The sequence below is a fragment of the uncultured Cloacibacillus sp. genome (genome assembly GCF_963926575.1).
Taxonomy (GTDB): domain Bacteria; phylum Synergistota; class Synergistia; order Synergistales; family Synergistaceae; genus Caccocola; species Caccocola faecigallinarum.
Genome location: NZ_CAWUXW010000003.1, coordinates 396,747 through 419,159, shown reverse-complemented (window position 1 = coordinate 419,159; position 22,413 = coordinate 396,747). Strand labels below are relative to the sequence as shown.

The window sequence follows — 22,413 nt, the reverse complement described above, 5'->3', positions numbered from 1 at the left end:
TCCACCTCTTATGAGCTGTGCCGCGTGTCAGAACGCAGAAAATTTTAACCGACCTTTATTGTAGCAAGAAAATCGCGGTTCGTGGGGGTATTTCTTAATTTATCGAGGATGAGATTCAGCACCTCTGCTTCGTCCATGTTCGCGATCTTGCGGCGCAGCGCCCAGATGCGCTGGAGGTCGGCCTCCGGCACCATGAGCTCTTCCTTGCGCGTTCCGGACTTCGTGATGTCGAGCGCGGGGAATATCCTCTGCTCCGCTATCTTGCGCGAGAGATGGACTTCCATGTTGCCCGTTCCCTTGAACTCTTCATATATTACGTCGTCCATGCGGCTGCCGGTCTCGACGAGCGACGTGCCGATTATCGTAAGGCTTCCGCCGTTTTCTATGTTGCGCGCCGCGCCGAAGAATTTCTTCGGGAAGTAGAGCGCCGCGGGGTCCATACCGCCGGAGAGCGTGCGTCCGGAGGGCGGGACGACGAGGTTTGAGGCACGCGCGAGGCGCGTGATGGAGTCGAGCAGCAGCACGACGTCCTTCGAGACTTCGACGAGGCGCTTCGCCTTTTCGAGCGCGAGGCCCGCGACGCGGAGATGCTCTTCCGCGGGGCGGTCGAAGGTCGAGGCGATGATTTCTCCGTCGACGGAACGAGCCATGTCGGTGACTTCCTCGGGACGCTCGTCTATGAGCAGCACCATGAGGATGACCTCGGGATGGTTGGTCGTTATCGAGTGGGCGAGGCTCTTGAGCAGCGTCGTCTTTCCTGCCTTCGGCGGCGAGACGATGAGCGCGCGCTGACCCTTGCCTATCGGCGCGAATATGTCGACGATGCGCGTCGCTATCTGGCGGCGGTCAGTCTCAAGCTGCAATTTTTCGTTCGGGAATATCGGCGTCAGGGCTTCGAAGTGCGGACGCCTGCGCGCCTCCTCGGGGTCGGTGAAGTTCACGTTTTCGACGCGGAGCAGCGCTTCGTAGTGTTCCTGGTCCTTCGGCGGGCGGATGATGCCCCAGACGACGTCGCCGTTGCGCAGGCCGAAGCGTCTTATCTGCGAGGCCGAGACGTAGATGTCGTTGCTGCTCGGCAGAAGCCCCGACGGACGAAGGAATCCGTAGCCCTCGGGCATGCACTCGAGTGTTCCGCCGTTGTAGCGGTAGCCGAGCGCCTCCGCCTGCGTTTTGAGTATGTCGTTGATGAGGTCGTCTTTTCTTCTCGTGGTTATCGAGGTGACGCCGGTGTCCTTCGCGATCTTTCTGAGCTCCGCGAGGGTCTCTCCGGCGAGCTGGCTGAATCCGAGCTTGGGATGCTGGTGGCGTATCTGCCCGCGTTCGTTGCGCTGTATTTCGGGCTGCGGGGCCTCGGCCTCCGCCGGCTGTTCCGACGGTTCTTCAGAAGCCGGCGCTTCGTCGTATTCCGCTTCCGGCTCCTGCGCGGCGCCGTATTCTGCGGCGGGCTCTTGTGGTTCTTCCGGCTGCGCGGCTGCCGCCGGTTCTTCGGCCTTCGGCTCTTCGGGACGGGCTTCTCCGCCCTCTTCCGCGCCGAAGATGGTTTCCTGGCGAGGCTCATCTGCCTCCTTTACGCGGCGTCCGCGCTTCGCGGGCTTCTGTTCCTCGGCCTCCGCCGCCTCGGGCGCGGCCGCGGCCTCAGCCTCTTCCTTTTTCTTTCTTCCGCGGCGCGGCTTCGTCTCTTCTTCACCCTCCGCCGCGACCGGCTTTCTTGCGTAGCTTCTTTTCTTTTTGACCTGCGTCTCTTCGCCGTCCGCAGCCTCCGCGGGCGCGGCCTGCGCTTCAGCCACCGTCTCTTCGACGGCTTGGCTCTTCGTCCTTGTTCTTCGCTTTACGCTGGTCGATTCGTCGTCTGATTCTGCTTTCTTTCTTGGCAAGTCGATAGCCTCCAATTATGTTGTGTCTTTTTTATTTCTTTCTGATGATCTCAAAGTCCAGGCTGCTCAGCACCTTGGTCGCGCTTGAAATGGTAACGCGGTATTTCCCCGCGGGAAGGGGCGTTCCCTCCTCCTGAAGCAGATAGAAGGCTCTCATTCCGTCCTTCGTCATCAGCTTCAGCGATTCGGAAAGCACCTTTTCGTCTTCGTAGTACCATGAAATTTCCAGGTGGTTCCCCTCGGGGGCCGAGGAATATTGGAACCACAGACATACCTGGCGCACGCCGTATTGAATCGTCTGTCTTACCTTGTGCGGGAGCCGGTTGCTGTCGAGTTCGATACATACGACCGCTTTGTCAATGGAGAAAGAGCTGCCGAGGAGACCTGTTCTAAGACTAATAACGCTCAATATTACAAGGACTACGACCGCCGCTCCGAGCAATAGAAGGGGCCGACGTCCAGAACTCTTTCCGTGATCTCGTTCCATCTGTGCCACCAGTCTCTAAAAAGTTATTCTAGCATGAGTTTATGGGAAAATATATAGACGGCGGTGCATTTTTCGGTGAAATTTTTCAATTTCCGGCGGCGCGCAGAGCGGCGTATTTTTTGCTCAGCGCGTCGAGCTCGGTGATTTTCTTTTCAAGCGCCGCGGCGCAGAAGCCGTCGACCGACGTTTCGCATTTTCCGCTGATTCCGTCCGCCGCGCCGGCGCGCGCCGCGGCCTCGAGCATTTTCGTCTCTTCGCCGGGCTCTATGCCGCGCCGGACGCCCCAGACGAACGAGAGCGCCTCTGCGAGCGCGTAGGCGCCCCAGTTGCTCACATCCGCGGTCAGCGCGAACTCCGCGCGCACGACGGAGAGGCACGCCGCGTAGCCGGGCAGCAGAGCGCAGAGTTCGGCGTAGAAATTTCCCATCCCTGCCTCGTTGCCGCCGTCGCCTATGCCTATAGTATGAATTCCCAGGCCCGCCGCCTCGTCCGCGAGCGCGTCGAGAGGCGCGGTCCATTCGCTTATGTCCTGTTTTTTGAAATTGTAGTAACGCCCGTCGGCTGCGCGTCCGAGACGCTCGACGAATATGATTCCGTCAGGCGCGCGCTCCTTCAGCGACGCGGGCGCGATTCGCGCGGTGTTTTCCGCGCAGCCCGCCGCTTTCGCGCATTCCGCAATGACTTCGATGCAGCGCGCGTCGGTCCAGATTTCGCACTCGCGCCCCTCGCGCTGGAAGGCCCGCGCGAGTATCGCAGCGCCGCCGGGGCCGTCAGTCTCCGGCGCGCCCGCGGCGGGGACGTAAAACCCCGACACGACCGCCAATTTACGGAGCGGCGCGAAAGCCGACGCTGCGCGCATAAGCTCGCGCGGGCTGCTCAGCTTCGACGCGCCGCGCCCTGCTTCGTCGCGCGCGACGAGAGCCGTCAGCTCCTTCGCAAAGCTTTCAAACAAGGCTTCGTTCACGGCTGAGTCCTCCTTTACGCGCGCGGCGTCCATATTTTCCCGGCGCTAAATGCTGAGTGTATCCATTATGCGGAGCATGTCCTGGTCGAGCGGCCTGCGCTCCTCCCATGCCCTCTGGAGCGGCGAGGCCAGTATCTCGCCCTTGACGCGCCCGACCATCACGCCGCTCTGTCCTGCGAGCAGGCATTCCACCGCGGCGTAGCCGAGGCGCGAGGCTAGCACCGCGTCGAAGCTCGACGGCGCGCCGCCGCGCTGGATGTGCCCGAGGACGACTATGCGCGGGTCGTAGTCGCAGCGCCCCTTCAGCTTGTCGGCGAGCTCGTGCGCCGGCATGACGCCCTCCGCGAGCACGATTATCGAATGGGTTTTGCCGTGTTCCTTCGCGTAATGTATCTTCTTTATTATCGCTTCTATATCTGCGGGAATCTCCGGCACAAGCACGAACTCAGCGCCGCAGGCCACCGCCGTTTCGAGCGCGAGGAAGCCCGCGTGGCGGCCCATGACCTCGACGATGAACATACGGTCGTGGCTAGACGCCGTGTCGCGCAGCTTGCTGATGCACTCGAGCGCCGTATTGCAGGCGGTGTCGAAGCCTATCGTGCAGTCCGTCCCCGCCATGTCGTTATCTATCGTCCCCGGCACGCCGACGACCTGGACGCCGCGCTTGTGAAGCTCGAGCGCGCCGTGGAAAGATCCGTCGCCGCCTATGACGACGAGCGCGTCTATGTCGTTCTCCTTCAGCTTAGAAACACCCGCGTTGACCCCCTCGGGACGCATGAACTCCGGACATCTCGCGGTGCGCAGTATCGTGCCGCCGTGCATGAGTATGCCTCCGACGGTGCTGCGCGTCATCGGCACGAAGTCGCCGTCGAGCAGCCCTTCGTAGCCGCGCCTGATTCCGATAACCTCAAGCCCGTGATATAAAGCCGTGCGCGTAACCGCGCGTATCGAAGCGTTCATCCCCGGCGAGTCGCCGCCGCTCGTCAAAACACCGACCCTGCGAAGCATAGTTTATTCCTCCTTGACGCCGCTTTATTATTTTATACAGTGACATTATAGCAGATATTACAAGAGCGATTCCGCATCCTCCGGCCACGCCGCCGGCGCTTCTCCGCCGCCGAGCCGCCGCGTCCACAGCGCGACGGCCGCGGGACGCGCGCCAGCCCTTCTCAGCGCAGCGAGAGCCGCGCGCACCGTCGCGCCCGTCGTGTAAACGTCGTCGACCAGCACGACGCGCCGCCCTCGCAGAGAATCCGAGACGGCGAAGGCGTCGGGCGAAATCCCCGCGCGCTCCGCGGAGCTCCTCCGCGTCTGCGGCTCGCGGCGCACTGCCCAGCTCACGGCGCGCGCCTCTACCGGAAGCCCCCAGCGCGAGGCGAGGCCGCGCGCGATGAGCTCCGTCTGATTGTATGCGCGGCGGCTGCCGACGTGCAGAGGCAGCGGCACGACGCAGTCTGCCTCGGGACGCGCGAAGGCCGCCGCCATGCGCTCGCCCATAGCGAAGCCTAGCGCGCGCACGTTGCGATACTTGAGCGCGAGTATAAAATCGCGCGTCGCGCCGTCGTGAACCGCGGCGGCGAAGCACGGGACGCTGTCGGCGCAGCAGGGCTTTCCGTAAGGGCCGCCGCACTCAGCGCAGAACGGCGGAAGCGGCGACGCCGCGGCCTCATCGAGACACTCTTCGCAGAACGGCACAGCGAGCCGTCCACAGGCGGGACAGCCGCTCGGAAAGAAAATATGAAGAAATTCGTCGAAAATATGCGGGAAAGGCAAAATCAAGTCAAAAGGGCGGCCCGAAGACCGCCCCGAAAAATTTCCGTTTACGCGAAACGCTTGGCCGCGTTCTTAAGAGTCTCGGCCTTGTCCGTGCGCTCCCACGCCGGCATCGGGTCGAGGTCGATGCGTCCCATGTGGCCGTAGGCCGCGAGGCGCTTGTACTGCGGCTTGCGCAGCTCGAGGTCGCGGATTATCGCCGCGGGGCGGAAGTCGAAGTTCTCGCGAAGCAGCTCCGTGATCTCCTCGTCCTTTATCTTGCCCGTGCCAAAGGTCTCGACCATTATCGAGACGGGCTTCGCGACGCCGATGGCATAGGCCACCTGAATCTGGCAGGCGTCGGCGAGACCCGCCGCGACGACGTTCTTCGCCGCGTAGCGCGCCATGTACGCGCCGGAGCGGTCGACCTTCGTCGGGTCCTTGCCCGAGAACGCGCCGCCGCCGTGCGGCACCGCGCCGCCGTAGGTGTCGACGATAATCTTGCGCCCAGTGAGGCCGCTGTCGGCCTGCGGGCCTCCGAGGACGAAACGCCCAGTCGGGTTCACGAGGATGCGCGGCTTCGCCGTGATAAGCTCCGCCGGAATGACGGGCTTGATGACGTGCTCTATAATATCGGCCTCGATCTGCTTCTGGTCGATGGCCGGATGATGCTGCGTGCTGATGACGACCGTATCGACGCGGACGGGCCTGCCGTTCTCGTACTCGACGGTCACCTGGCTCTTTCCGTCGGGACGCAGATACGGCAGAGTCTTGTTCTTGCGGACCTCGGCGAGGCGGCGCGAAAGCTTATGCGCGAGCGATATGGGCAGCGGCATCAGCTCCTCGGTCTCGTTGCAGGCGTAGCCGACCATAAGCCCCTGGTCGCCCGCTCCGATGGCGTCGATTTCGTCGTCAGAAAGCTCCTTCGCTTCCTTCGCCTTGTCCACGCCGAGAGCTATGTCGCACGACTGCTCGTCTATCGTCGTGAGCACCGCGCAGGTGTCGCCGTCGAAGCCGTACTTCGCGCGCGTGTAGCCGATTTCCTTGACCGTCTTGCGCGCGATCTTCGGGATGTCGACGTAGCAGCTCGTGCTTATCTCTCCCGCGACCATGACGAGGCCGGTCGTCACAAGCGTCTCGCACGCGACGCGGCCCATCGGGTCCGCTTCGAGAATAGCGTCGAGGACGGCGTCGGATATTTGGTCTGCGAGTTTGTCAGGGTGCCCTTCCGTCACCGATTCCGACGAAATAAGATACCTTTCTTTGCTCATAAACAAAAACCTCCGTGTAGTTTTGTGATACCCTGGTTATTGTAGCATCAGTGCTGTGATTTTTATATACGTGCGCGGCAAAAAGTCTGAGGGAAAAGCGAGCCGAAACATATGTGATATTTTCAGCACCCCATCGATGCAAAGAAAGCCATGCAGCAGCGAACGTGTGCACAATCTAAAAAATATCGACGCAGAAATGTACCTTTCCAGAAAAACCGTTGCAATAACCAGAGTTTTCGGCTTATGAAAATCATCGATAGCTTACGGCATTCTTTACGCGGCAGGCTCTCAGCGCCACCCAAAGTGCTCCTTTCATATATGTGACAGCGAATGAAGCAGACCGACAACGTGTTCTACATCCGCGAGGCACTCGCGTTGTGCGAAGCCCCCAACAATCCCTGGCATGCGCAGACAGCATCTTTAGTACATGAACGAAGCTACCCAACAGGCTGAAATTGGTGTATTCGTGGCTCGTTAGTCACCGTTGACCGAACGGGTACTGTCTCGAGCCGTTGCTAAACGTCGCCACGTGTCTTGAACTTACGTACACCGTATGCGGAGAGCGCTTCTTCGAGCCTGGATCTCAAGGCCCAGCGTTCACCAGCATGTAGATGTGCAAGCGCTATTACGGCACAGGAATAGTCCGCACCGTTTTCTACGAATCGACGCTCGTCCCTAGCAAAAATTTGACCATAAACAGGGGGCAGTACCTCTGAGACAGACTCTGGTGTGATTTCTAATGGAAGACGACCATCTCCAACGAGACAGACGGTAGAACAAACGTACCTTTTAAGGAGCTGATGCCCAAAAAGCTCGACATCGTATTCTACTTTTACGGCCTGCGGTCAAGGAGAACATCATCTACAGAACAAGATCAGCAGAGCTGTAGGAAACATGGCCTTCGCATACTTCAACGCGACTTACTATCTTGAGAACGCGCTAGCGCATGTGAAAGCCGAAAAAGCATAAAGCGCATCAAGAAATTTCTGCGTCAAGACATGTCCCCGCATTCGGCAGCACGAAGCTCTTCGAAACGGCGCGCGCCAAGACTGCGCGGAATATCACTCGCCAAAGCCTGTAAAATGACGCTCGCGAAACGGCCCAAATGGGTCCCAGTAATGCCTGGCTCGCCTCCGGCGGAGATGCGACGATGGCAGAAAGTATCTGCGACTCGTTCCACGCGCTACAAAACGAGTGGTAGACTTGGCCTTTCCTACCCAAAGTTCGACTACAGCACATCCATGCTGTTAACTGGAGAGTGCCAGCGTATGTAGTTCGTACGCGCCATACACAACAGGACGACGGACAACATGCTCCATGTGCTCAACGAACCGTCGATCGGCCTGTATCAGCTCAACGTAGAAATTTTGTTGGAAGTTTCCCCAAACCTGATAGACAGTGGTGCAACCGTCATAGTCATATAACACAACCTCAACGTGATACACAACGCTGACTACATAATGGACATGGGCCACGGCGACGGCACGCAGGGCGGCACGATAGTTGCGCACAGCGCACAGGAAGAAATCTACCGATGCAAGAAAAGCATAACGGAATATCTTTTAAAGCGGTACATGGAATTATACAAAATGCCGTATAAACATGAGCCATGTTTGTACTTGGAACAGATGTTTTTGCGAACATAGATTGACACTAGCACGACATCATACAGAAACAGAGCAAGCCGACGCACCAGTCATGATGATTGGTGCATCGGTGTCTTACTAAACTTATACTCTCAATATTTAGAAAAACTTTGAAAAAATAATTTCAAGATCCTCTTCACTAGTTGGCATCGCTTCAAGAACATGGTTGTCAATCGCGTCTAACATAATTTGTTCCTTTTCCTTTAAGCGGTTGTACACAGCTTCGCCTAAAGACCACAGGCCGTCATCTGTTTTATAGGATATTTGCTGATAATAGTACTGTGTGTATTGACCATCTGGCAGTCCCAAGCGATGAATACGATCTTTTGACTGCAAAAGATGTACCAAATTGTAGCTGTACTCATAGTAAATTGCATCATGACAAACGCTATGTAGCGACACAGACTCAGCCAATGTGTGAGGGTTAGTTATTAGCACTTGAATTTTTCCGCTTTTGAAATCAGACAGGATTTGTTGACGCTCTTCCAGTTGTACTTCACCGTAAATACAGCGTGTCTGAATGCCAATTTTTTCCAATTCATCAGAGAGCAAGTGAATAGAGTTAACGAACATACACCAAATAATGATCGTTTTCCCCTGTCCTGCAAGGGAATTGGCAAGTTCAATACAACTCTTGAACTTTGTTGTTTTGCCACAAGATTCAATCAGTGTTTCTACTTCTTCACTATAATCGGCATAGTCAATTTCAGAAGCCTCCACAGAATCATCCAGCAAATAAGCAAAGTCTGCCAGATCCAGCTTTTCCAAGAGCATCTTCGGATTGCTCTCCATTTGAAGAATTCGCACAAACAAAGCTAACTTGTTTCTATACCGCATTTGCAGAATTTTCAAAAGTCTATCTTCTTCCTCTGTCGCCTCAGAAACACACAGAATATCGCTGTTTGCTTTGGGTACGCCCAGCTGATCCTTTGTAGTTCTGCAGAAGAATGGCTGGAGTTTATCATTGATTGCAGCAACATCACGTACACCGGGGTTGCAAAGCATAGAAACGGAGAAATCAAAAAATTCATCGTATTCGTCGGGGAATAGGATATGCAGCAAGTTATAAATGTCTGTGTAGGAATTCGGAATGGGCGTTCCTGTCATTGCGACAACATACTTAGCTTTACGAGACAACCGCAGCGCGTTTTCAGCATATTCGCCGTTGATGCGCTTCACCTTGTGGACTTCATCAAAAACGAGGAGCGTATGTTCGTCCAATATCTGCACCAAAGAATTCAACACGCTGCCCACAGATTCATAATTCACGAGAATTAGGTTGCACGGTCCTGAGCGATAAAGGAGTGCATTGTTTCGTTGTTGTGCATTTATATAAACAGGAGCGTGGATGTTCAGGACTCGAAGCGGTTCAATGCTATCGAAGCAGATAGTAAATTCATCCATCCATGAGCCGAAAGCGTTCTTCGGACAAATGACAATAATTCTCTTTACAAGGTTATTGTGCCGGAGATAAGCGTACATTCCCAGAACAGACGCTGTCTTGCCGGAGCCTGGAACAGAAAAGTTTGCAGACTTTTGCATGAAGCACATGAAGAAAGAATCCCACATCTGCTGATCCCGAAGCTTCCTTGCCATCTCGCTATCCACGACCGAACGGTAGCTTTCAAATTGTTCTTGGAGTTTGGAATGATGTTCTTTCAACTCTACCCCCAGTCGAGAACGTGTATCAATGTAAAGATCGCGGCTCTTTATATACTCACAAAGAGAGTCCTTCACGACAAGCAAAACTTTACGTTTGCTCGCTTCCTTCTGGCACAATTTAATAATTTTTTTGTAATCCACATAGGTCAGCGTTGGTTTGAAACGCACGAATCCTAGAAGAACTTCGTGTACATACCTATGCAGATATATCCTGAAAAAAGCACTGTTTTTCAGGGTATCCGTTGTTTCTGCTGGCACGCGGAGCAGCAACCCCCCGTCATAGTCCAGTTCCCACATTACAGATTCTCCCGAATCTCAGCAATGATCTGTTCCAGTCTATCGAGTTGACAAGCAAGCCTCTTCAGCTCACTGTCGTTCATCTTTTTCAGAATGTTGGTATCCATCCCCTCAAGGAAGGTAGTCGCCTTTTCAGCCAACTGAATGGGCCTATTTTTGGTTTCGTTCTTCTTCACCTTAGTCAGAGTCTTTTCCATGGAGCGTTCCAGCTCTTGAACAACTTCGTCGTTCTCTCTGACAATACCACGAATGTCCGCTGTTGTTACCTTGCCTTGTTTGGGGAGCGTATCAATCACTTTAGCAGCAAGCTCTTTTTGTTCCTCAAAAAATTCTTCCTGATATTCGGAACCGACAATACTTTTCATGCCACGAATAAAACGAGTCATATCACCGGCAGGCTGCATCAAGATGTTGTCAAAGGCTGCTATCTTCAGATCCTCGATTTCATCCTCTTTACTGCACCTTCTTATTAATTTTTGCAATTCTTCCATTGGATAATAAAGCTGTAAATCGCGAGCGATATAGAACTCTTCTGGAGCATTAATGAATTCCAGGAATTCAACCATCAGCTTTGCGACATCGACGCGTTTTCTAACCTCGGCTTCAGATTCATTAGTACTTCTGGCGTATTCTGCCACGGAAAGTAATTTTGTTGAGATGATGTCATTATAGATACCTACCAGTCGGTCAACGGGGTTGTATTCCACCTTGCCTTCTTCGCCGTGCTGAAGATACAATTCCAACATTTTAATCTGCTTTGCGCTGTTTTCAATATTACGGTCAAGGATAACCGTTTCAAAATAATTGAATCGATCTTTCTTCGTTGCCAGTCTCCGCAAGCAGGTGAAACGACGATTGCCGTCCACTATTCTGCCGTCAGCCAGAACGACACCAGGTTCACGCTGATCAACCATTTCGATATTGTTCTGAGTTCTATGAATTGCATCCGCATTGCTTTCGACAATAAACTGCTCGATAATTTGGTTGTATTTCTCCCTGTCAGATACATCGGGCGCTTTCCCATTATGCTGTGCTTTGTACTGACTAATCCATGTAGCAATACGGTCATTCTGGTCGTTATAAAAAAGCCAATCCAGACGAACCTTGTACACCTTGTAGATATCTGTCAGCCCATCTACTGTCAGTCTGCGGGTCTGAGTTGTTTCTTGAACAGCTTTTGCTTCAATGCCATCTTTTAATAAATTCATAATCAAATCTCCTCAAAATAAGTATCGTAGTCAATGTAAACAGCTTCCATAATGGTATCATAGTAAAGCTCTGTGCCGCCAATGATGGTAATTAATTTGTCTTTGGGAAGTTTAATACCGTAATGGTTTTTGAGTATATCCATCAAATCATAGAAATCAATTTTCTGGTATTTTCCCAGAAGCCAAACAAGCATGTCCCCTAAGTTTGCACCTGTTTTTCCACACAGAAATAGACGAGTGCCTCCGATATTTTGATAAGAAAATTTTTGTCTATCTTCGAGCAATATTGAAGAATAGAACCAATCATCAAACCCAAGTTTGTCCAATTCATGCACAAAACCTTCTTGCTGCAAAGAAAGAACCGTAAAATATTCGCCTTTTTCATAATGGTGAGCGACGTCACTACAGTAGGCTTTTAGATGTCCTTTAGTAATACCGGCCTCTTCTAACCTGCGAATGTTGATGTATTGCGAAGGGGAAAATTCTATCATTTCATATATGCTGCGCAGTCGACCTAGTTCATTGAAAAACTGTGCAATACTCCTAATTGATTCATCATAGTTGTTTATATCCACGATATCGTGAGTCAATATTGAACGAAAGTAGTCTGCTGCGCCTGCAAATGTGTTTTTTACAATATAGCCAGAATATCCTGAGTAAACATGAAACCCTAAAGTTTTCATTGTATATGGGTTGATTAATGAATCATCTGAGTTAGGGAATTCCCGCTTATACAGCTTTTTTACGTCAGAAATAGTGTAGAAATCACGATCTAAAATAGACTTCATTCGATCAAATTGAATAGAAGGCAGAGCAGCATAATCAATAGAATATGCTCCATTAAAATAATAGTTATTTATCGGCTTCAAATAATTGCCTATTGCAGATTGTCTTTTTACACCATATTTTTCTTCATATCGAGCAACTAAATCATTTTTACTGATTGGTGCATATTGAAGAAGCAACGATATTACTTGATCGGAAACATTAGCCTTCCCAATCTTAATAGTAGGCATTCTTCCAAACTTAACATCACTCTTTTCGGCAGGCCAAATCTTTTTCAGAAGATTATGCAATTCATATTCATCATGAATATCGTACTGACGCATTAAATCAGGATAATCTTTGAACAGCCTCAACGTTGAAAACACAGTATCTTCAAACTTCTCCAAATCAATCGTTGAGAGTAACTCCTCAAAATCGCGTTCTGGAATATTGTAATATCTGAAGCTTTCTCGCTGATGCCACAAAACAAAATCGCACTCGCTTAACTTATTTTGGTAAGAATCATTAGATTCAATGGTAAAGGCAGTATTTTCACCTAATCCAAACGTCTCTAGCCATTCTTTGTACTTGTCTAAGAAAACTTTATACTCTGTCAATTCTTTACAGTATGTTTTGACAAAGTGCTTGACTAAATTCGGACGAGTTTTCTTAAAACAAACGCCATCAGTGTAAATATAGTACCTATAGATTGCCCGCTCTGCTTTTTTCCTAAATTTGGGGTCAATGGTGGTATCAGTTAGAATTTCATCTAAAGGTTTTCTCTGTCCCCGACTGGTAGCACAGATCATTTCCAGATAATAATAGGTCTCTGCTTGCTCATCAAAAGCAAGCGTAAAATCCTCAAGAGAGAAGTCATAATGATCATAAATATATATATACTTATCTTCTCTCAAATAAGGTTTTCCCCTTAATGCACTCCGCTCAAGCTGGCGAACCCATTCTCGCGTAATACCATAATACTCTCCAATCTCTTGGAGCGTCTTGCCGCCCAACCGTCCTTGAAGCACTTCTCGCTGCCGCTCATCTTGTATCTGTGCAGCATATTGGATGATAGAGAGGTATTGACGATAGATCATAGCTTCGTCTATTTCAATAACGGAAAAAGATTCAAGTTCATGCAATATTTTTCCCAATATCGTCGTATTGCTTAAATGTTTGGGCAAACATTCTTCCAACGATGCCATAGAAATCCTGTCATCGTTATCTTCAATCATTTTTAAAATTACTGCTTTTACTGTGCCGCGCACAAAAATACTGTCATAGAGATGATCAATTAACGTTTCACACATTGCTTCTGGAAACTGTGCTTTAACAGCTAGTATTTCGTTCAGCCATATGCTTTTCGTTTCACCATAAGCACAGTACATTTCGACTGCAAGATCATTGTAGTATCCATCAGTTTCAATTTGTGCAATACAAGTTTTACTCTGAACAGTAATTTTCTTAATATAAGCAATTACATCCTCTGCAGTGCTTTTTCCCATTCCTCGCAGCGTCGTCAATTTGCCACAAGTGATGTTAGCTAATTGAGAAGCAAATTCATATCCGTTGATAGTCAAACGATTTTTTGCTCTGTCAGGCAAAGGAAGATCCACTATACGGACATCATGGACAACAATACCAGCCTCAATAACAAAGACTGCAACAACGTCTTCTTTGTTTACTTGTAAAGTAGCTAAATCAGCAGAACTATCGCCAGCGTCATCCAACACAAATTCGCCAGTTCCTTCTCTCAATTTATAAATACAGGATTGAAGCTCTTCGACGCTTTTTTTACCCATTCTAGGGATTTCAATAAATTCATCGCTTGGATATTTTAGCAATTCACCAATCGTATGAATACCAGCTTTTCGTAAACAGTTTAATGAGCGAATAGATAGCGGTAACACAGAAATATCGTTTTGTCTGGTAATGTAGGACAAAGTGGCTTCCACGCCTTTCTGTCAGTTTGAGTTTTTGCGCGTCAGGATGCATCACCATATCGCTCCGCGACCTTTAGAACTGAAAAAATTTTATCACTACAGTTCCTATCAGACTAATATAACCGAATATTAGTTATGATACTCCAACCGGCAAATGAAATCAATAAAAGATATCCAAATTATCAGAACTAAATTATAGGTTTGTTAAACACCTGTTACATCAAACCTAAAGAACAAACCATGACTTTCCTGGGAGACTTCCAACCAAAATGACGGCCATTGCAGTGGCAGCTCACTGTCAATTTATCGTATTATCAGCGCGACCGTCTCCACGTGCCCCGTCTGCGGGAACATGTCGAATGGCGTCGCATCACAGAGTTTGTAGCCGCCGGCGGCGAGGCGCTTTGCGTCGCGGGCCAAGGTCGCTGGGTTGCAGGAGACGTAGACGACGCGCTCGGGGGATATTTTCAGTATCGCGTCGATGACTTTTTCATCGCAGCCTGTGCGCGGCGGGTCGAGGACTACGGTGTCGAAGCGGCGCGAGGCCAGCTCTTCGGCTATGTCTTCGGCCTGCGCGGTGCGCGGCTCGACGTTGTCCATGCCGTTGCGCGCGAGGTTTTGTTTTATGTATTTCGCGGCGGGGAGCCAGCTTTCGACCGCGGCGACGCGGCGGGCGCGCGCGGCGAGGAAGGCGGTGAGGCTGCCGACGCCGGAGTAGAGTTCGAGCACTTCGCGCGCGCCGCCCTCCGAGGCGAGGGCCGCGGCGCGGCGGTAGAGCGCGAGCGCCTGTTCCGAATTTACCTGGAAGAAGGACGAGGCTTCAAAGGTGAATGAATATTCGCCGAGTTTTTCCGTTATTACCGGCTTTCCGCAAATCGTGACTGTCTCGCCGCCCCATATAAAGTTTCCGGGGTTTGCGTTGACGTTCCAGACGATGCCGGCGAGGCCTTTTATTCCTGCGGCGGCGCGCGATAGGAGCGCGCGTTCTTTGTCCGACGGGAGGCGCGTCGCTATGACGGCGATGAGTTTTTCTCCCGTGAAGCGCGCCTGGCGCATTACGATGTGGCGCACGAGGCCCGCGGGGCGTCCTCCGTTTTCGCGCGCGCCGCGGAAGCCGGCGGCACGCAGCGCCGCCGTTATTTTTTGCAGTCCTTCGTCTATTTCGGGAAGGAGCACGGAGCAGCCGCGGTACGGCACTATTTCGTGGCTGCGCGTTTTGTAGAAGCCAGCCGCGAAGTTTTCGCCGCGCGCGGACTGCACGGGGAGCGAGGCTTTGTTTCTGTATCCCCATACGGAGGGCGACGGCACGCATGCGGCGACTGGCGGCTCCGCAAATCCGCCTATGCGGCGCAGCGCGTCCTCGACTGTGCGGCGTTTCATCGCGAGCTGTTCTTCATAGGAAATGTGCTGGAGTTGGCAGCCGCCGCAGCGTCCGAAGAGCGGGCAACGCGGCTTTGCGCGCGCCGGAGCGTCGCCGCCGCGGCTCAGAACCTTCGCGACGCCGTAATTTTTCTTTTTCGTCACTAGGCGCACTTCGGCGCTTTCGCCGGGGAGCGCTCCCGGCACAAAGAGGACGAATCCCTCGTCTCCGACGCGGACGACGCCCTCGCCTTCGTTGTTGAGTCCCGTTATCGTTACGTTAAGTATATCTCCCTGTCTCATGTGTGATACTATACCATTGATATGGCGCGCGGCGCTATAAATTCCGTCCGCGCGGCGGATTTTGAGGGGCGTGGTGGACGACGGTGCTTCGGGCCGGAAGGCGGCGTTTTTATATATTTTTTGCTCTTATGCTCTACGCGGCGGACGCGGCGGTCAAGTGCTTCGCGCTCGCGTCGGGGCGCGCGCTGTCGTTCAACGAGGGCGTTTCGTTCGGCCTGTTCCGCGAGTGCGGAGCGGAGGCTTCGACGCTGATGAACGCCGCCGTCCTTGCCGTTATGCTTTTCGCTTTCGCGCGCGCTCTGCGCAGAGATAACGGCGCGGGGCTTTGCGCGCCGCTCGCGCTGCTTGCCGCGGGCGCGGCGGGAAATTTTACGGACAGGCTCGTCTACGGCCGCGTCGTCGACTGGCTGCCGTTGCCATGTCCGTTTTTCGGGACGCTGTGGATTAACGCCGCCGACCTGTGGCTCATCGCGGGCGCGGGGATTTTGGTCTTTCGGCTGTTTTTCCCGCGCGGCGGACGAGATTGAAATTTTGGGAGGGATGATGTAATGCCGCTTGAAATTGTACGCAGCGATATAACGAAGATGAAGGTGGATGCGATTGTGAACGCCGCCAACAGCTCTCTGCTCGGAGGCGGCGGAGTGGACGGCTGCATACACCGGGCGGCGGGGCCGCGGCTGCTCGACGAGTGCCGCCTGCTAGGCGGCTGCGATACCGGAGATGCTAAGGTCACGGGCGCGTACAATCTGCCCTGCAAATATGTAATCCACACGGTCGGCCCGGTGTGGCGCGGCGGCGGACGCGGCGAGCGCGAGAAGCTCGTTTCGTGTTACCGCAGGTCTCTCGAGCTCGCGAAGGAGCGCGGCTGTGAGACGGTCGCCTTTCCGCTGATTTCGTCGGGCGTTTACCGCTATCCGAAGGAGCAGGCGCTTCAAGTCGCCGTGGAGACAATAAGCGCTTTTCTGCGGGATAACGACATGAAGGTTTACATCGCGCTTTTCGATGCGGATGCGTGCCGTACCGCAAAAGAACTGTTCTGCGATTTGTGTACTGGCTGCTGAACGAATTCCGTTCTGCGAGCCGCGTTTTCTCGGCTGGACTGTATCGCTTCGCCGAAGCGCAGCCGGTGCGATTTATTTTTGCCGTTCAGTCTAACCGGCGGAAACGCAAATCACGTCACTAGATGACGCGGGTGCAACATCCAAAAATAAAATTTGTAAATCGCGCATACGAAAAAGCGGCGGGGAAAATCCCCGCCGCTTTTATGTTTCGCTGTCTTTACGGCGCGCCGTTACTTTCTGGCGGCTACCGCTTCGGACATCATCTTGTAGCCTTCGTCGAAGGCCTTTTCGTTGAGCTCCTCGGTTCCCTTCGGGACTCTCGCGAGGATGGCGTCCTTGACGGCCTGCGGCTTCACGAGGCCCTTGTCTTCGAGGACCTTCGCGGCGGTGCCGAGCGCGACCATGTTGACGACTATCTCACGGCCGAGCTTCTCGCGCGCGGTGCGCACGATCGGCAGAAGGTAGATGTCGGCGTCGAGCTTCGGCGGGTCGGTGACGAAGAAGTCGTCGAGGATGACCGTAGCGCCGGGAGCCGTGTCGTGGCTGTAGGTGTCGCACGCCTTCTGCGTGAGGATTACCTGAAGGTTCGGATGGGCCGCCTTCGGGTAGTCTATTTCGCCGCGGTCGTAGACGACTTCCGACTTGGAAGCGCCGCCGCGGGCTTCCGGCCCGTAGGCCTGGCTCTGCACCGAGTTGAGGCCTTCCGTACGGAGAGCGGCTGCCTCACCAAGGATCACCGCGGCGAGGATGACTCCCTGTCCGCCGGATCCAGCAACGCGAATTTCAAAACGATCGCCCATGATCCGAACCTCCTATGCCTTTCCCTGCGCGCGCGCAATGACGTCGTTGTAACGGTCAGTGTACTCGCGGGCGGTCTCTATGTTGACGAACTCGCCGACGACGATCTTGTCCTTGAGCTCCTCGGGCGACATCTTGTCGGCCTGGGCCTTGAGGACGGTGTGCTCCTTGAGGTACTTGATGTTGTCGGTCGGGCGGCTGCGCTTGTTCTTGCGTCCGAACTGCGTATGGCAGTAGGTGACGATTTCGACGACCGCGAAGCCCTTCTTCTGGTGCTCGATGGCCTTCTTGAGTATCTGCTCGCACTGCATCGGGTTGGCGACGGTGGCGCGCGCTACGAAGGTCGCTCCGGCGCCCTCCGCGAGCTTGCAGATGTCGAAGACGGGGTCGATCGCGCCGTAGGGGGCGGTGGCGGCGAAGGCGCCTTCAGGCGTCGTCGGGGAGGCCTGGCCTCCGGTCATGCCGTAGATGTTGTTGTTCATGACTACGGCGGTGATGCCTATGTTGCGGCGGCAGGCGTGGATGAAGTGGTTGCCTCCGATGGCGGTTCCGTCTCCGTCGCCCATGACGTTGACTATCGTGAGCTCGGGATTCGCCATCTTAACGCCGGTCGCAAAGGCGAGCGAACGTCCGTGCGCGGTGTGAAGCGTGCAGGCGTCTATATATCCGGGCATACGGCTCGAGCAGCCGATACCGGACGAAATGCATATCTGCTCCTTGGGTATCTGGAGGTCGGCGAGGGCGCGGAGTATAGCGTGCATGATGATTCCGTGTCCGCAGCCGGGGCACCAGATATGGGGCATGAACTTGGAACGCAGAAGTTTCTTAACGTCTTCGCGTGGCATCGTTACGCCACCTCCTTGATGAAGGACATAATTTCCGCAGGCTTGTAGAGTTCGCCGTTGATGAGGCTCTTGCCGTGGACTTCGCAGTTGCCCTTGACGGCGCGCTCGACTTCGTGGACGAGCTGTCCGGCGTTGAGTTCGGGGACGATGATGTGCTTGACTCTCTTCGAGAAAGCGGCGATCTCTTTGTCCGGGAACGGCCAGATGGTGATGGGACGGAAGTGTCCGACCTTGACGCCCTGCTCGCGGAGCTCGCGGATGGCGCGGAGCGACGAGCGGGAGACGGAGCCGTAGGAGACTACGACTATCTCGGCGTCTTCCATGAAGTCTTCTCTGTAGGAAACTATTTCGTCACGGTAGCGGTCGACCTTGCGGATGATGCGGTTCGCCTTGAGGTCGATGTCGGGCGCGTCGTTCGTCGGGAAGCCCCACTCGTTGGTGGTGAGTCCCGTGACGTGCCAGCGGTAGCCGTCGCCGAAGGCCGGCATCGGAGGAACGTCGTCCTCGTCCGGGCGGTACGGAATGAAGTCGTCCGGAGCGACGGTCGGCTTCTTGCGGTTGACTATTTTGTAAGTTCCCGGTTCGGGGATGGTTATCTTCTCGCGCATATGTCCGATGACTTCGTCGGCCATGACGAGCACGGGCTGGCGGAAGCGCTCCGCCATGTTGAACGCCTCTATCGTGAGGGTGTAGCACTCGGGGATGGAGCACGGGGCGTAGGCTATCGTGGCGTGGTCGCCGTGCGTTCCCCATTTGGCCTGCATTACGTCGGCCTGGGAGACCTTCGTCGGAAGTCCGGTCGAGGGGCCGCCGCGCTGTACGTCGGCGACGACGAGCGGGATTTCCGCGATGTAGCCGTAGCCGAGAAGCTCCTGCTTGAGCGAGATTCCGGGGCCGGAGCTCGCGGTCATCGCCTTTTTGCCGGCGATCGACGCGCCGAGGGCCGAGGCGATGCCTCCGATTTCGTCTTCCATCTGGACGAACTTGCCGCCCAGCTTAGGAAGCTCTTCGGACATGACTTCCATGATTTCCGTCGACGGGGTGATCGGGTAGCCTCCGAAATATCTGCATCCGGCGGCGATAGCGCCCATAGCTATGGCTTTGTTGCCCTGCCAGAATTCGTTCTGAGCCATTACTGCTCACGCTCCTTCACAGTGATTGCCAGGTCCGGGCAGATATTTTCGCACTGACGGCAGCCGATGCAGTCGTCCTGACGGACGCCTTCGCACTTAACCCTATCGTTAAGCTCGAGAACCTTCTTGGGGCATATAGAGACGCAGAGGCCGCATCCTTTGCACCATTTTTCAACTACCTCGATGCTGAACTTCTTCGCCAAAAGACCCACCTTCCTTCCACACATCTAATCAGTTTTGTCTGTCAACCAGAAACGATATATGATTGGCATAACTGCGCTAATTATGCCAAAACTTTTGCATATATTCAAGGTGTAGCGTGATTTCTCTATTTTCTGACACTTTGTGAGTATTGAAAATATTTTATAAACTTGCAGGCCCGATGTCCGGCGCACGCAGATACGTCCCGCGTATCGTCTCCGGCGAGACCGCAAGCGCGGCGCGTTCACTTCCCATCAGCGCGCATGCTCCGCCCGAGGCGCTCTCGCGCGGCACGAGGCGGCAGCCGCACCCCGCAAGCGCCGGATATTGCCCCAGGTCGGGAGAGACTACGGCGGCGGATGGATATGCGGCGAGTTTTTCCGCAAGTTCAGAGACGCGGATGAAGCATGGCTCTATGAGTTCGTTCAGCGCGCCGCCGCGCGATTCGTAGAGCGCCGCGTAGCAGTGCGACGCGCGCGCGCGGAAGACGGGCGCGAGGAGCTCATATTCGTCCCTCATGTCCCAGACGAAGAGCTCGAGCGACGAAAGCGGCACGGCCTTCACGCCGAGAGCGCGCGCGAGCGCCGCGCCGTAGGCTATCCCGGCCCTGATGCCCGTGTAGTAGCCCGGCCCCGTGCCGAGCGCGACCAAAGATATGTCTCCGAGCGCGGCGCCCGCCGACGCGAGCGTCTCCTCCGTTATCAACGGAAGCAGCTCGGACTGGCGGCGCGCCGGCTCCCTGTTCGTTTCGGCGAGTATCGCGCCGCCCTCCGCGACGCCGACATTCGTCCAGCGTCCCGCACAGTTTATTCCAAGTACAGCCATTATTTATCCTCTCCGGGAAATAATTTTGCTTTTATTGCGGCGAGCAGCCCCGTATCGCGCTTTCCGAAGGCTTCAAAGACGAGCGTCCGCGCCTCCGCGTCGCCGGGGACTGGCAGCAATTCGACCTCGAGCCGTTCCTCGGGGCGCTCGCGCCATCTTTCAGCCCACTCCACCGCCGCGGCGAAGCCGTCGTTGAGATACTCCTCTATGCCGAGCGACTCTATTTCATCCTCGTCCTCGAGGCGGTATAGGTCTGCGTGAAGAAACGGCACCTCCGCGTCGTATTCGTTCATTATCACGAAGGTCGGGCTCTTGACCCTGTCGTACCCCAACGCGCGGCCTATCCCCTGCGTGAAGCGCGTCTTGCCCATGCCCAAATCGCCTTTCAGCAGTATCAGCAGGCCGGGATATAGCGATTCGCCGAGCGCGCGTCCCGCGGCGAATGTGTCGTCGGGGCTCTCGCTGATTATCGAAAATGAATTAGCGCAGGAGCTGAGGAATTTCATCCGCAATCTCCCTCGCCAGCGTGCCGCGCACGCCGTTTTTCTTTTCCAGCCGCTCCCCCGCCGCGCCGTGCGCGAGCGCCCCGACAGTCGCCGCGTCCATAACGGAAAGGCCGGAGGCCATAAGCGCGCCAGCGACGCCGCTCAGCACGTCGCCCGAGCCCGGGACGGCGAGCGCCGGAGACCCCGCGGCTATCATGCGGAGCTCGCCGGACGACGAGGTTATCAGCGTATTGCGCCCCTTCAGCAGCGCATGGCCCGCCTTTTTCGTCAGCGCGCGCACGGACTTTTCGCGAGACGCGCCGACTTCCGCGGCGCTGACGCCGAGTATTCGCGCGGCCTCGCCGCCGTGCGGGGTCAGCAGGACGTCGCCGCGTTCTTCAAGCCTGTCAAAATCGCGCGCGAAGAAATATAGCATATCCGCGTCTATAAGCAGAGACGCGCGCCAGTTGTTCCAAAACCACGAGAAAAGCTCGCCCGCCCCCTCGCCGCGCCCCACGCCGGGACCAATCGCCGCCGCGCCGCATCTCGGCATCCATTCGGCTATCATCGCCTCGGCCTCTTCCGCGACGACCGCGCCGCCGCGCGCAGGCAGGGGCAGGATGACGGCCTCCGGCAGCGCCGCGGAAATCTCCGACGCCATGAATTCCGGCACGGCGAGGTAGACGAGCCCCGCCCCCGCGCGCAGAGCGCCGAGCGCCGCAAGCAAAGGCGCGCCGCGGTATGCAGCGCTGCCCGCGCATATAAGCAGCGAGCCGCGTTCGGTCTTGTGTATCGAGCGCGAAAGCGGCAGGAGCATATTTTTTATATCTTCTTCACAATATAAAGAAAGCGCCGGGGTTTGCGGAAGAACCTTTGAAGCGGGGACGCCGATGTCTGCGGTTATTATCCTGCCGCAGGCTTCGAGCGCCGGAGAAAAGGCCATGCCCTTCTTCGGGGCGAGGAACGTCACCGTCGCGGCGGCGCGGACGCACGGCTCGTAACAGGCCCCGCCCTCCGGGTCTATTCCGGACGGTATGTCGAGCGCCAGGATATTTTCGCATCCGGCGGAGAGTTTTATTAGACGCCCCGCTTCGCCGCGCGGTGCGCCGGTCGTGCCGGTGCCGAGAAGCGCGTCGAGAACGACCGCCGCGCCGCCGAGCAGCTCTTTCACCTCGCGGTCGTCGAGCGACGGGGAGTCCGCTATGCGCAGCTCAGCTCCCTCAAGCTCGCGGATTATCCGCAGATTCACCGCGGCGTCGTTTTTGTATCTGCCGTCCTCCGCCGTTTTCAGCACCGTCACGCAATGCTCGCGCAGCATGAGATGACGTGCCGCCGCGAAGCCGTCGCCGCCGTTGTTGCCGTGGCCCGCGAGTATGACGAACGGTCCGTCCACGCGCGCCATAGCCTCGGCCGCGTCCGCAGCCGCGCGCGCGGCGTTCTCCATCAGCACGACGGACGGAACCTTATAGCGCTCCGCGGCTGTTCCGTCCGCCGCGCGCACGTCGGACGGCATATAGAAATTTTTCATTTTTTG

General features: G+C 55.1%; 19 protein-coding genes. 2 read left to right on the top strand and 17 right to left on the bottom strand.

Annotated features, from left to right (window positions below; all coding sequences use genetic code 11):
* Positions 1 to 44: 44 nt before the first annotated feature.
* The 10 genes from rho to rlmD form a co-directional block, all read right to left on the bottom strand.
* A complete protein-coding gene (gene rho / locus ABGT66_RS07095; protein ID WP_294191966.1) occupies positions 45 to 1,310 on the bottom strand; it encodes a transcription termination factor Rho in 1,266 nt (421 codons plus the stop codon).
* 595 nt (positions 1,311 to 1,905) lie between these two features.
* On the bottom strand, positions 1,906 to 2,283 hold the full coding sequence (locus tag ABGT66_RS07090; RefSeq protein WP_294191808.1) for a hypothetical protein: 378 nt from the start codon (positions 2,281 to 2,283) through the stop codon (positions 1,906 to 1,908).
* A 163-nt stretch (positions 2,284 to 2,446) separates the two neighbouring features.
* Entirely contained in the window at positions 2,447 to 3,325 is an 879-nt protein-coding gene (locus tag ABGT66_RS07085) for a glutamate cyclase domain-containing protein (RefSeq protein ID WP_346689774.1), read from the bottom strand.
* Positions 3,326 to 3,370: 45 nt separating this feature from the next.
* Positions 3,371 to 4,333 carry a 6-phosphofructokinase gene (gene pfkA / locus ABGT66_RS07080; RefSeq protein WP_294191810.1) on the bottom strand — a complete coding sequence of 321 codons (963 nt, stop codon included), beginning with the start codon at positions 4,331 to 4,333 and terminating at the stop codon, positions 3,371 to 3,373.
* A gap of 57 nt (positions 4,334 to 4,390) precedes the next feature.
* Entirely contained in the window at positions 4,391 to 5,020 is a 630-nt protein-coding gene (locus ABGT66_RS07075; RefSeq protein WP_346689772.1) for a phosphoribosyltransferase family protein, read from the bottom strand.
* A gap of 125 nt (positions 5,021 to 5,145) precedes the next feature.
* The gene (gene metK, locus ABGT66_RS07070) at positions 5,146 to 6,348 is read right to left on the bottom strand and encodes a methionine adenosyltransferase (protein WP_300260304.1); all 1,203 of its coding nucleotides are present in this window, start codon (positions 6,346 to 6,348) and stop codon (positions 5,146 to 5,148) included.
* A gap of 1,745 nt (positions 6,349 to 8,093) precedes the next feature.
* The gene (locus tag ABGT66_RS07065; RefSeq protein ID WP_346689770.1) at positions 8,094 to 9,953 is read right to left on the bottom strand and encodes a DEAD/DEAH box helicase; all 1,860 of its coding nucleotides are present in this window, start codon (positions 9,951 to 9,953) and stop codon (positions 8,094 to 8,096) included.
* Entirely contained in the window at positions 9,953 to 11,161 is a 1,209-nt protein-coding gene (locus ABGT66_RS07060; RefSeq protein WP_346689768.1) for a hypothetical protein, read from the bottom strand. The genes ABGT66_RS07065 and ABGT66_RS07060 overlap by 1 nt, the downstream gene beginning before the upstream one ends.
* A gap of 2 nt (positions 11,162 to 11,163) precedes the next feature.
* Positions 11,164 to 13,881, bottom strand: coding sequence for a DNA-directed RNA polymerase subunit alpha C-terminal domain-containing protein (locus ABGT66_RS07055; RefSeq protein WP_346689767.1), 2,718 nt, complete (start codon positions 13,879 to 13,881; stop codon positions 11,164 to 11,166).
* Positions 13,882 to 14,172: 291 nt separating this feature from the next.
* The gene (gene rlmD / locus ABGT66_RS07050) at positions 14,173 to 15,531 is read right to left on the bottom strand and encodes a 23S rRNA (uracil(1939)-C(5))-methyltransferase RlmD (protein WP_346689765.1); all 1,359 of its coding nucleotides are present in this window, start codon (positions 15,529 to 15,531) and stop codon (positions 14,173 to 14,175) included.
* 128 nt (positions 15,532 to 15,659) lie between these two features.
* Here rlmD and ABGT66_RS07045 point away from each other — a divergent pair, with 128 nt between their 5' ends.
* Together ABGT66_RS07045 and ABGT66_RS07040 are read left to right on the top strand one after the other, a co-directional pair.
* Entirely contained in the window at positions 15,660 to 16,058 is a 399-nt protein-coding gene (locus ABGT66_RS07045) for a signal peptidase II (protein ID WP_346689763.1), read from the top strand.
* A 21-nt stretch (positions 16,059 to 16,079) separates the two neighbouring features.
* Positions 16,080 to 16,592, top strand: a complete 513-nt coding sequence (locus ABGT66_RS07040) for an O-acetyl-ADP-ribose deacetylase (protein WP_346689762.1) — start codon at positions 16,080 to 16,082, stop codon at positions 16,590 to 16,592.
* Positions 16,593 to 16,822: 230 nt separating this feature from the next.
* On the opposite strand, the gene ABGT66_RS07035 is transcribed toward ABGT66_RS07040, so the two are convergent.
* The 7 genes from ABGT66_RS07035 to ABGT66_RS07005 all read right to left on the bottom strand — a co-directional run bounded on the left by ABGT66_RS07035 (position 16,823) and on the right by ABGT66_RS07005 (position 22,407).
* The gene (locus ABGT66_RS07035; protein WP_346689760.1) at positions 16,823 to 17,392 is read right to left on the bottom strand and encodes a 2-oxoacid:acceptor oxidoreductase family protein; all 570 of its coding nucleotides are present in this window, start codon (positions 17,390 to 17,392) and stop codon (positions 16,823 to 16,825) included.
* Positions 17,393 to 17,404: 12 nt separating this feature from the next.
* Entirely contained in the window at positions 17,405 to 18,235 is an 831-nt protein-coding gene (locus tag ABGT66_RS07030) for a thiamine pyrophosphate-dependent enzyme (RefSeq protein WP_346689758.1), read from the bottom strand.
* Between the two features lie 2 nt (positions 18,236 to 18,237).
* Positions 18,238 to 19,368, bottom strand: a complete 1,131-nt coding sequence (locus tag ABGT66_RS07025) for a 2-oxoacid:acceptor oxidoreductase subunit alpha (protein WP_346689756.1) — start codon at positions 19,366 to 19,368, stop codon at positions 18,238 to 18,240.
* The gene (locus ABGT66_RS07020) at positions 19,368 to 19,571 is read right to left on the bottom strand and encodes a 4Fe-4S dicluster domain-containing protein (RefSeq protein WP_346689755.1); all 204 of its coding nucleotides are present in this window, start codon (positions 19,569 to 19,571) and stop codon (positions 19,368 to 19,370) included. Before ABGT66_RS07020 ends, ABGT66_RS07025 begins: the two co-directional genes overlap by 1 nt.
* A gap of 160 nt (positions 19,572 to 19,731) precedes the next feature.
* A complete protein-coding gene (gene tsaB / locus ABGT66_RS07015) occupies positions 19,732 to 20,394 on the bottom strand; it encodes a tRNA (adenosine(37)-N6)-threonylcarbamoyltransferase complex dimerization subunit type 1 TsaB (RefSeq protein WP_346689753.1) in 663 nt (220 codons plus the stop codon).
* The gene (gene tsaE / locus ABGT66_RS07010) at positions 20,394 to 20,900 is read right to left on the bottom strand and encodes a tRNA (adenosine(37)-N6)-threonylcarbamoyltransferase complex ATPase subunit type 1 TsaE (RefSeq protein WP_346689752.1); all 507 of its coding nucleotides are present in this window, start codon (positions 20,898 to 20,900) and stop codon (positions 20,394 to 20,396) included. The genes tsaB and tsaE overlap by 1 nt, the downstream gene beginning before the upstream one ends.
* Complete coding sequence (locus tag ABGT66_RS07005) at positions 20,875 to 22,407, bottom strand: NAD(P)H-hydrate dehydratase (protein ID WP_346689751.1); 1,533 nt, start codon at positions 22,405 to 22,407, stop codon at positions 20,875 to 20,877. The genes tsaE and ABGT66_RS07005 overlap by 26 nt, the downstream gene beginning before the upstream one ends.
* Positions 22,408 to 22,413: the final 6 nt, after the last annotated feature.

Bases quoted from the DNA above. Each gene is read 5' to 3' on its own strand.
- pfkA (WP_294191810.1), bottom strand. From the start codon at position 4,333: ATGCTTCGCAGGGTCGGTGTTTTGACGAGCGGCGGCGACTCGCCGGGG.
- metK (WP_300260304.1), bottom strand. From the start codon at position 6,348: ATGAGCAAAGAAAGGTATCTTATTTCGTCGGAATCGGTGACGGAAGGG.
- ABGT66_RS07065 (WP_346689770.1), bottom strand. From the start codon at position 9,953: ATGTGGGAACTGGACTATGACGGGGGGTTGCTGCTCCGCGTGCCAGCA.
- ABGT66_RS07060 (WP_346689768.1), bottom strand. From the start codon at position 11,161: ATGAATTTATTAAAAGATGGCATTGAAGCAAAAGCTGTTCAAGAAACA.
- rlmD (WP_346689765.1), bottom strand. From the start codon at position 15,531: ATGAGACAGGGAGATATACTTAACGTAACGATAACGGGACTCAACAAC.
- ABGT66_RS07045 (WP_346689763.1), top strand. From the start codon at position 15,660: ATGCTCTACGCGGCGGACGCGGCGGTCAAGTGCTTCGCGCTCGCGTCG.
- ABGT66_RS07040 (WP_346689762.1), top strand. From the start codon at position 16,080: ATGCCGCTTGAAATTGTACGCAGCGATATAACGAAGATGAAGGTGGAT.
- ABGT66_RS07035 (WP_346689760.1), bottom strand. From the start codon at position 17,392: ATGGGCGATCGTTTTGAAATTCGCGTTGCTGGATCCGGCGGACAGGGA.
- ABGT66_RS07030 (WP_346689758.1), bottom strand. From the start codon at position 18,235: ATGCCACGCGAAGACGTTAAGAAACTTCTGCGTTCCAAGTTCATGCCC.
- ABGT66_RS07025 (WP_346689756.1), bottom strand. From the start codon at position 19,368: ATGGCTCAGAACGAATTCTGGCAGGGCAACAAAGCCATAGCTATGGGC.
- tsaB (WP_346689753.1), bottom strand. From the start codon at position 20,394: ATGGCTGTACTTGGAATAAACTGTGCGGGACGCTGGACGAATGTCGGC.
- tsaE (WP_346689752.1), bottom strand. From the start codon at position 20,900: ATGAAATTCCTCAGCTCCTGCGCTAATTCATTTTCGATAATCAGCGAG.
- ABGT66_RS07005 (WP_346689751.1), bottom strand. From the start codon at position 22,407: ATGAAAAATTTCTATATGCCGTCCGACGTGCGCGCGGCGGACGGAACA.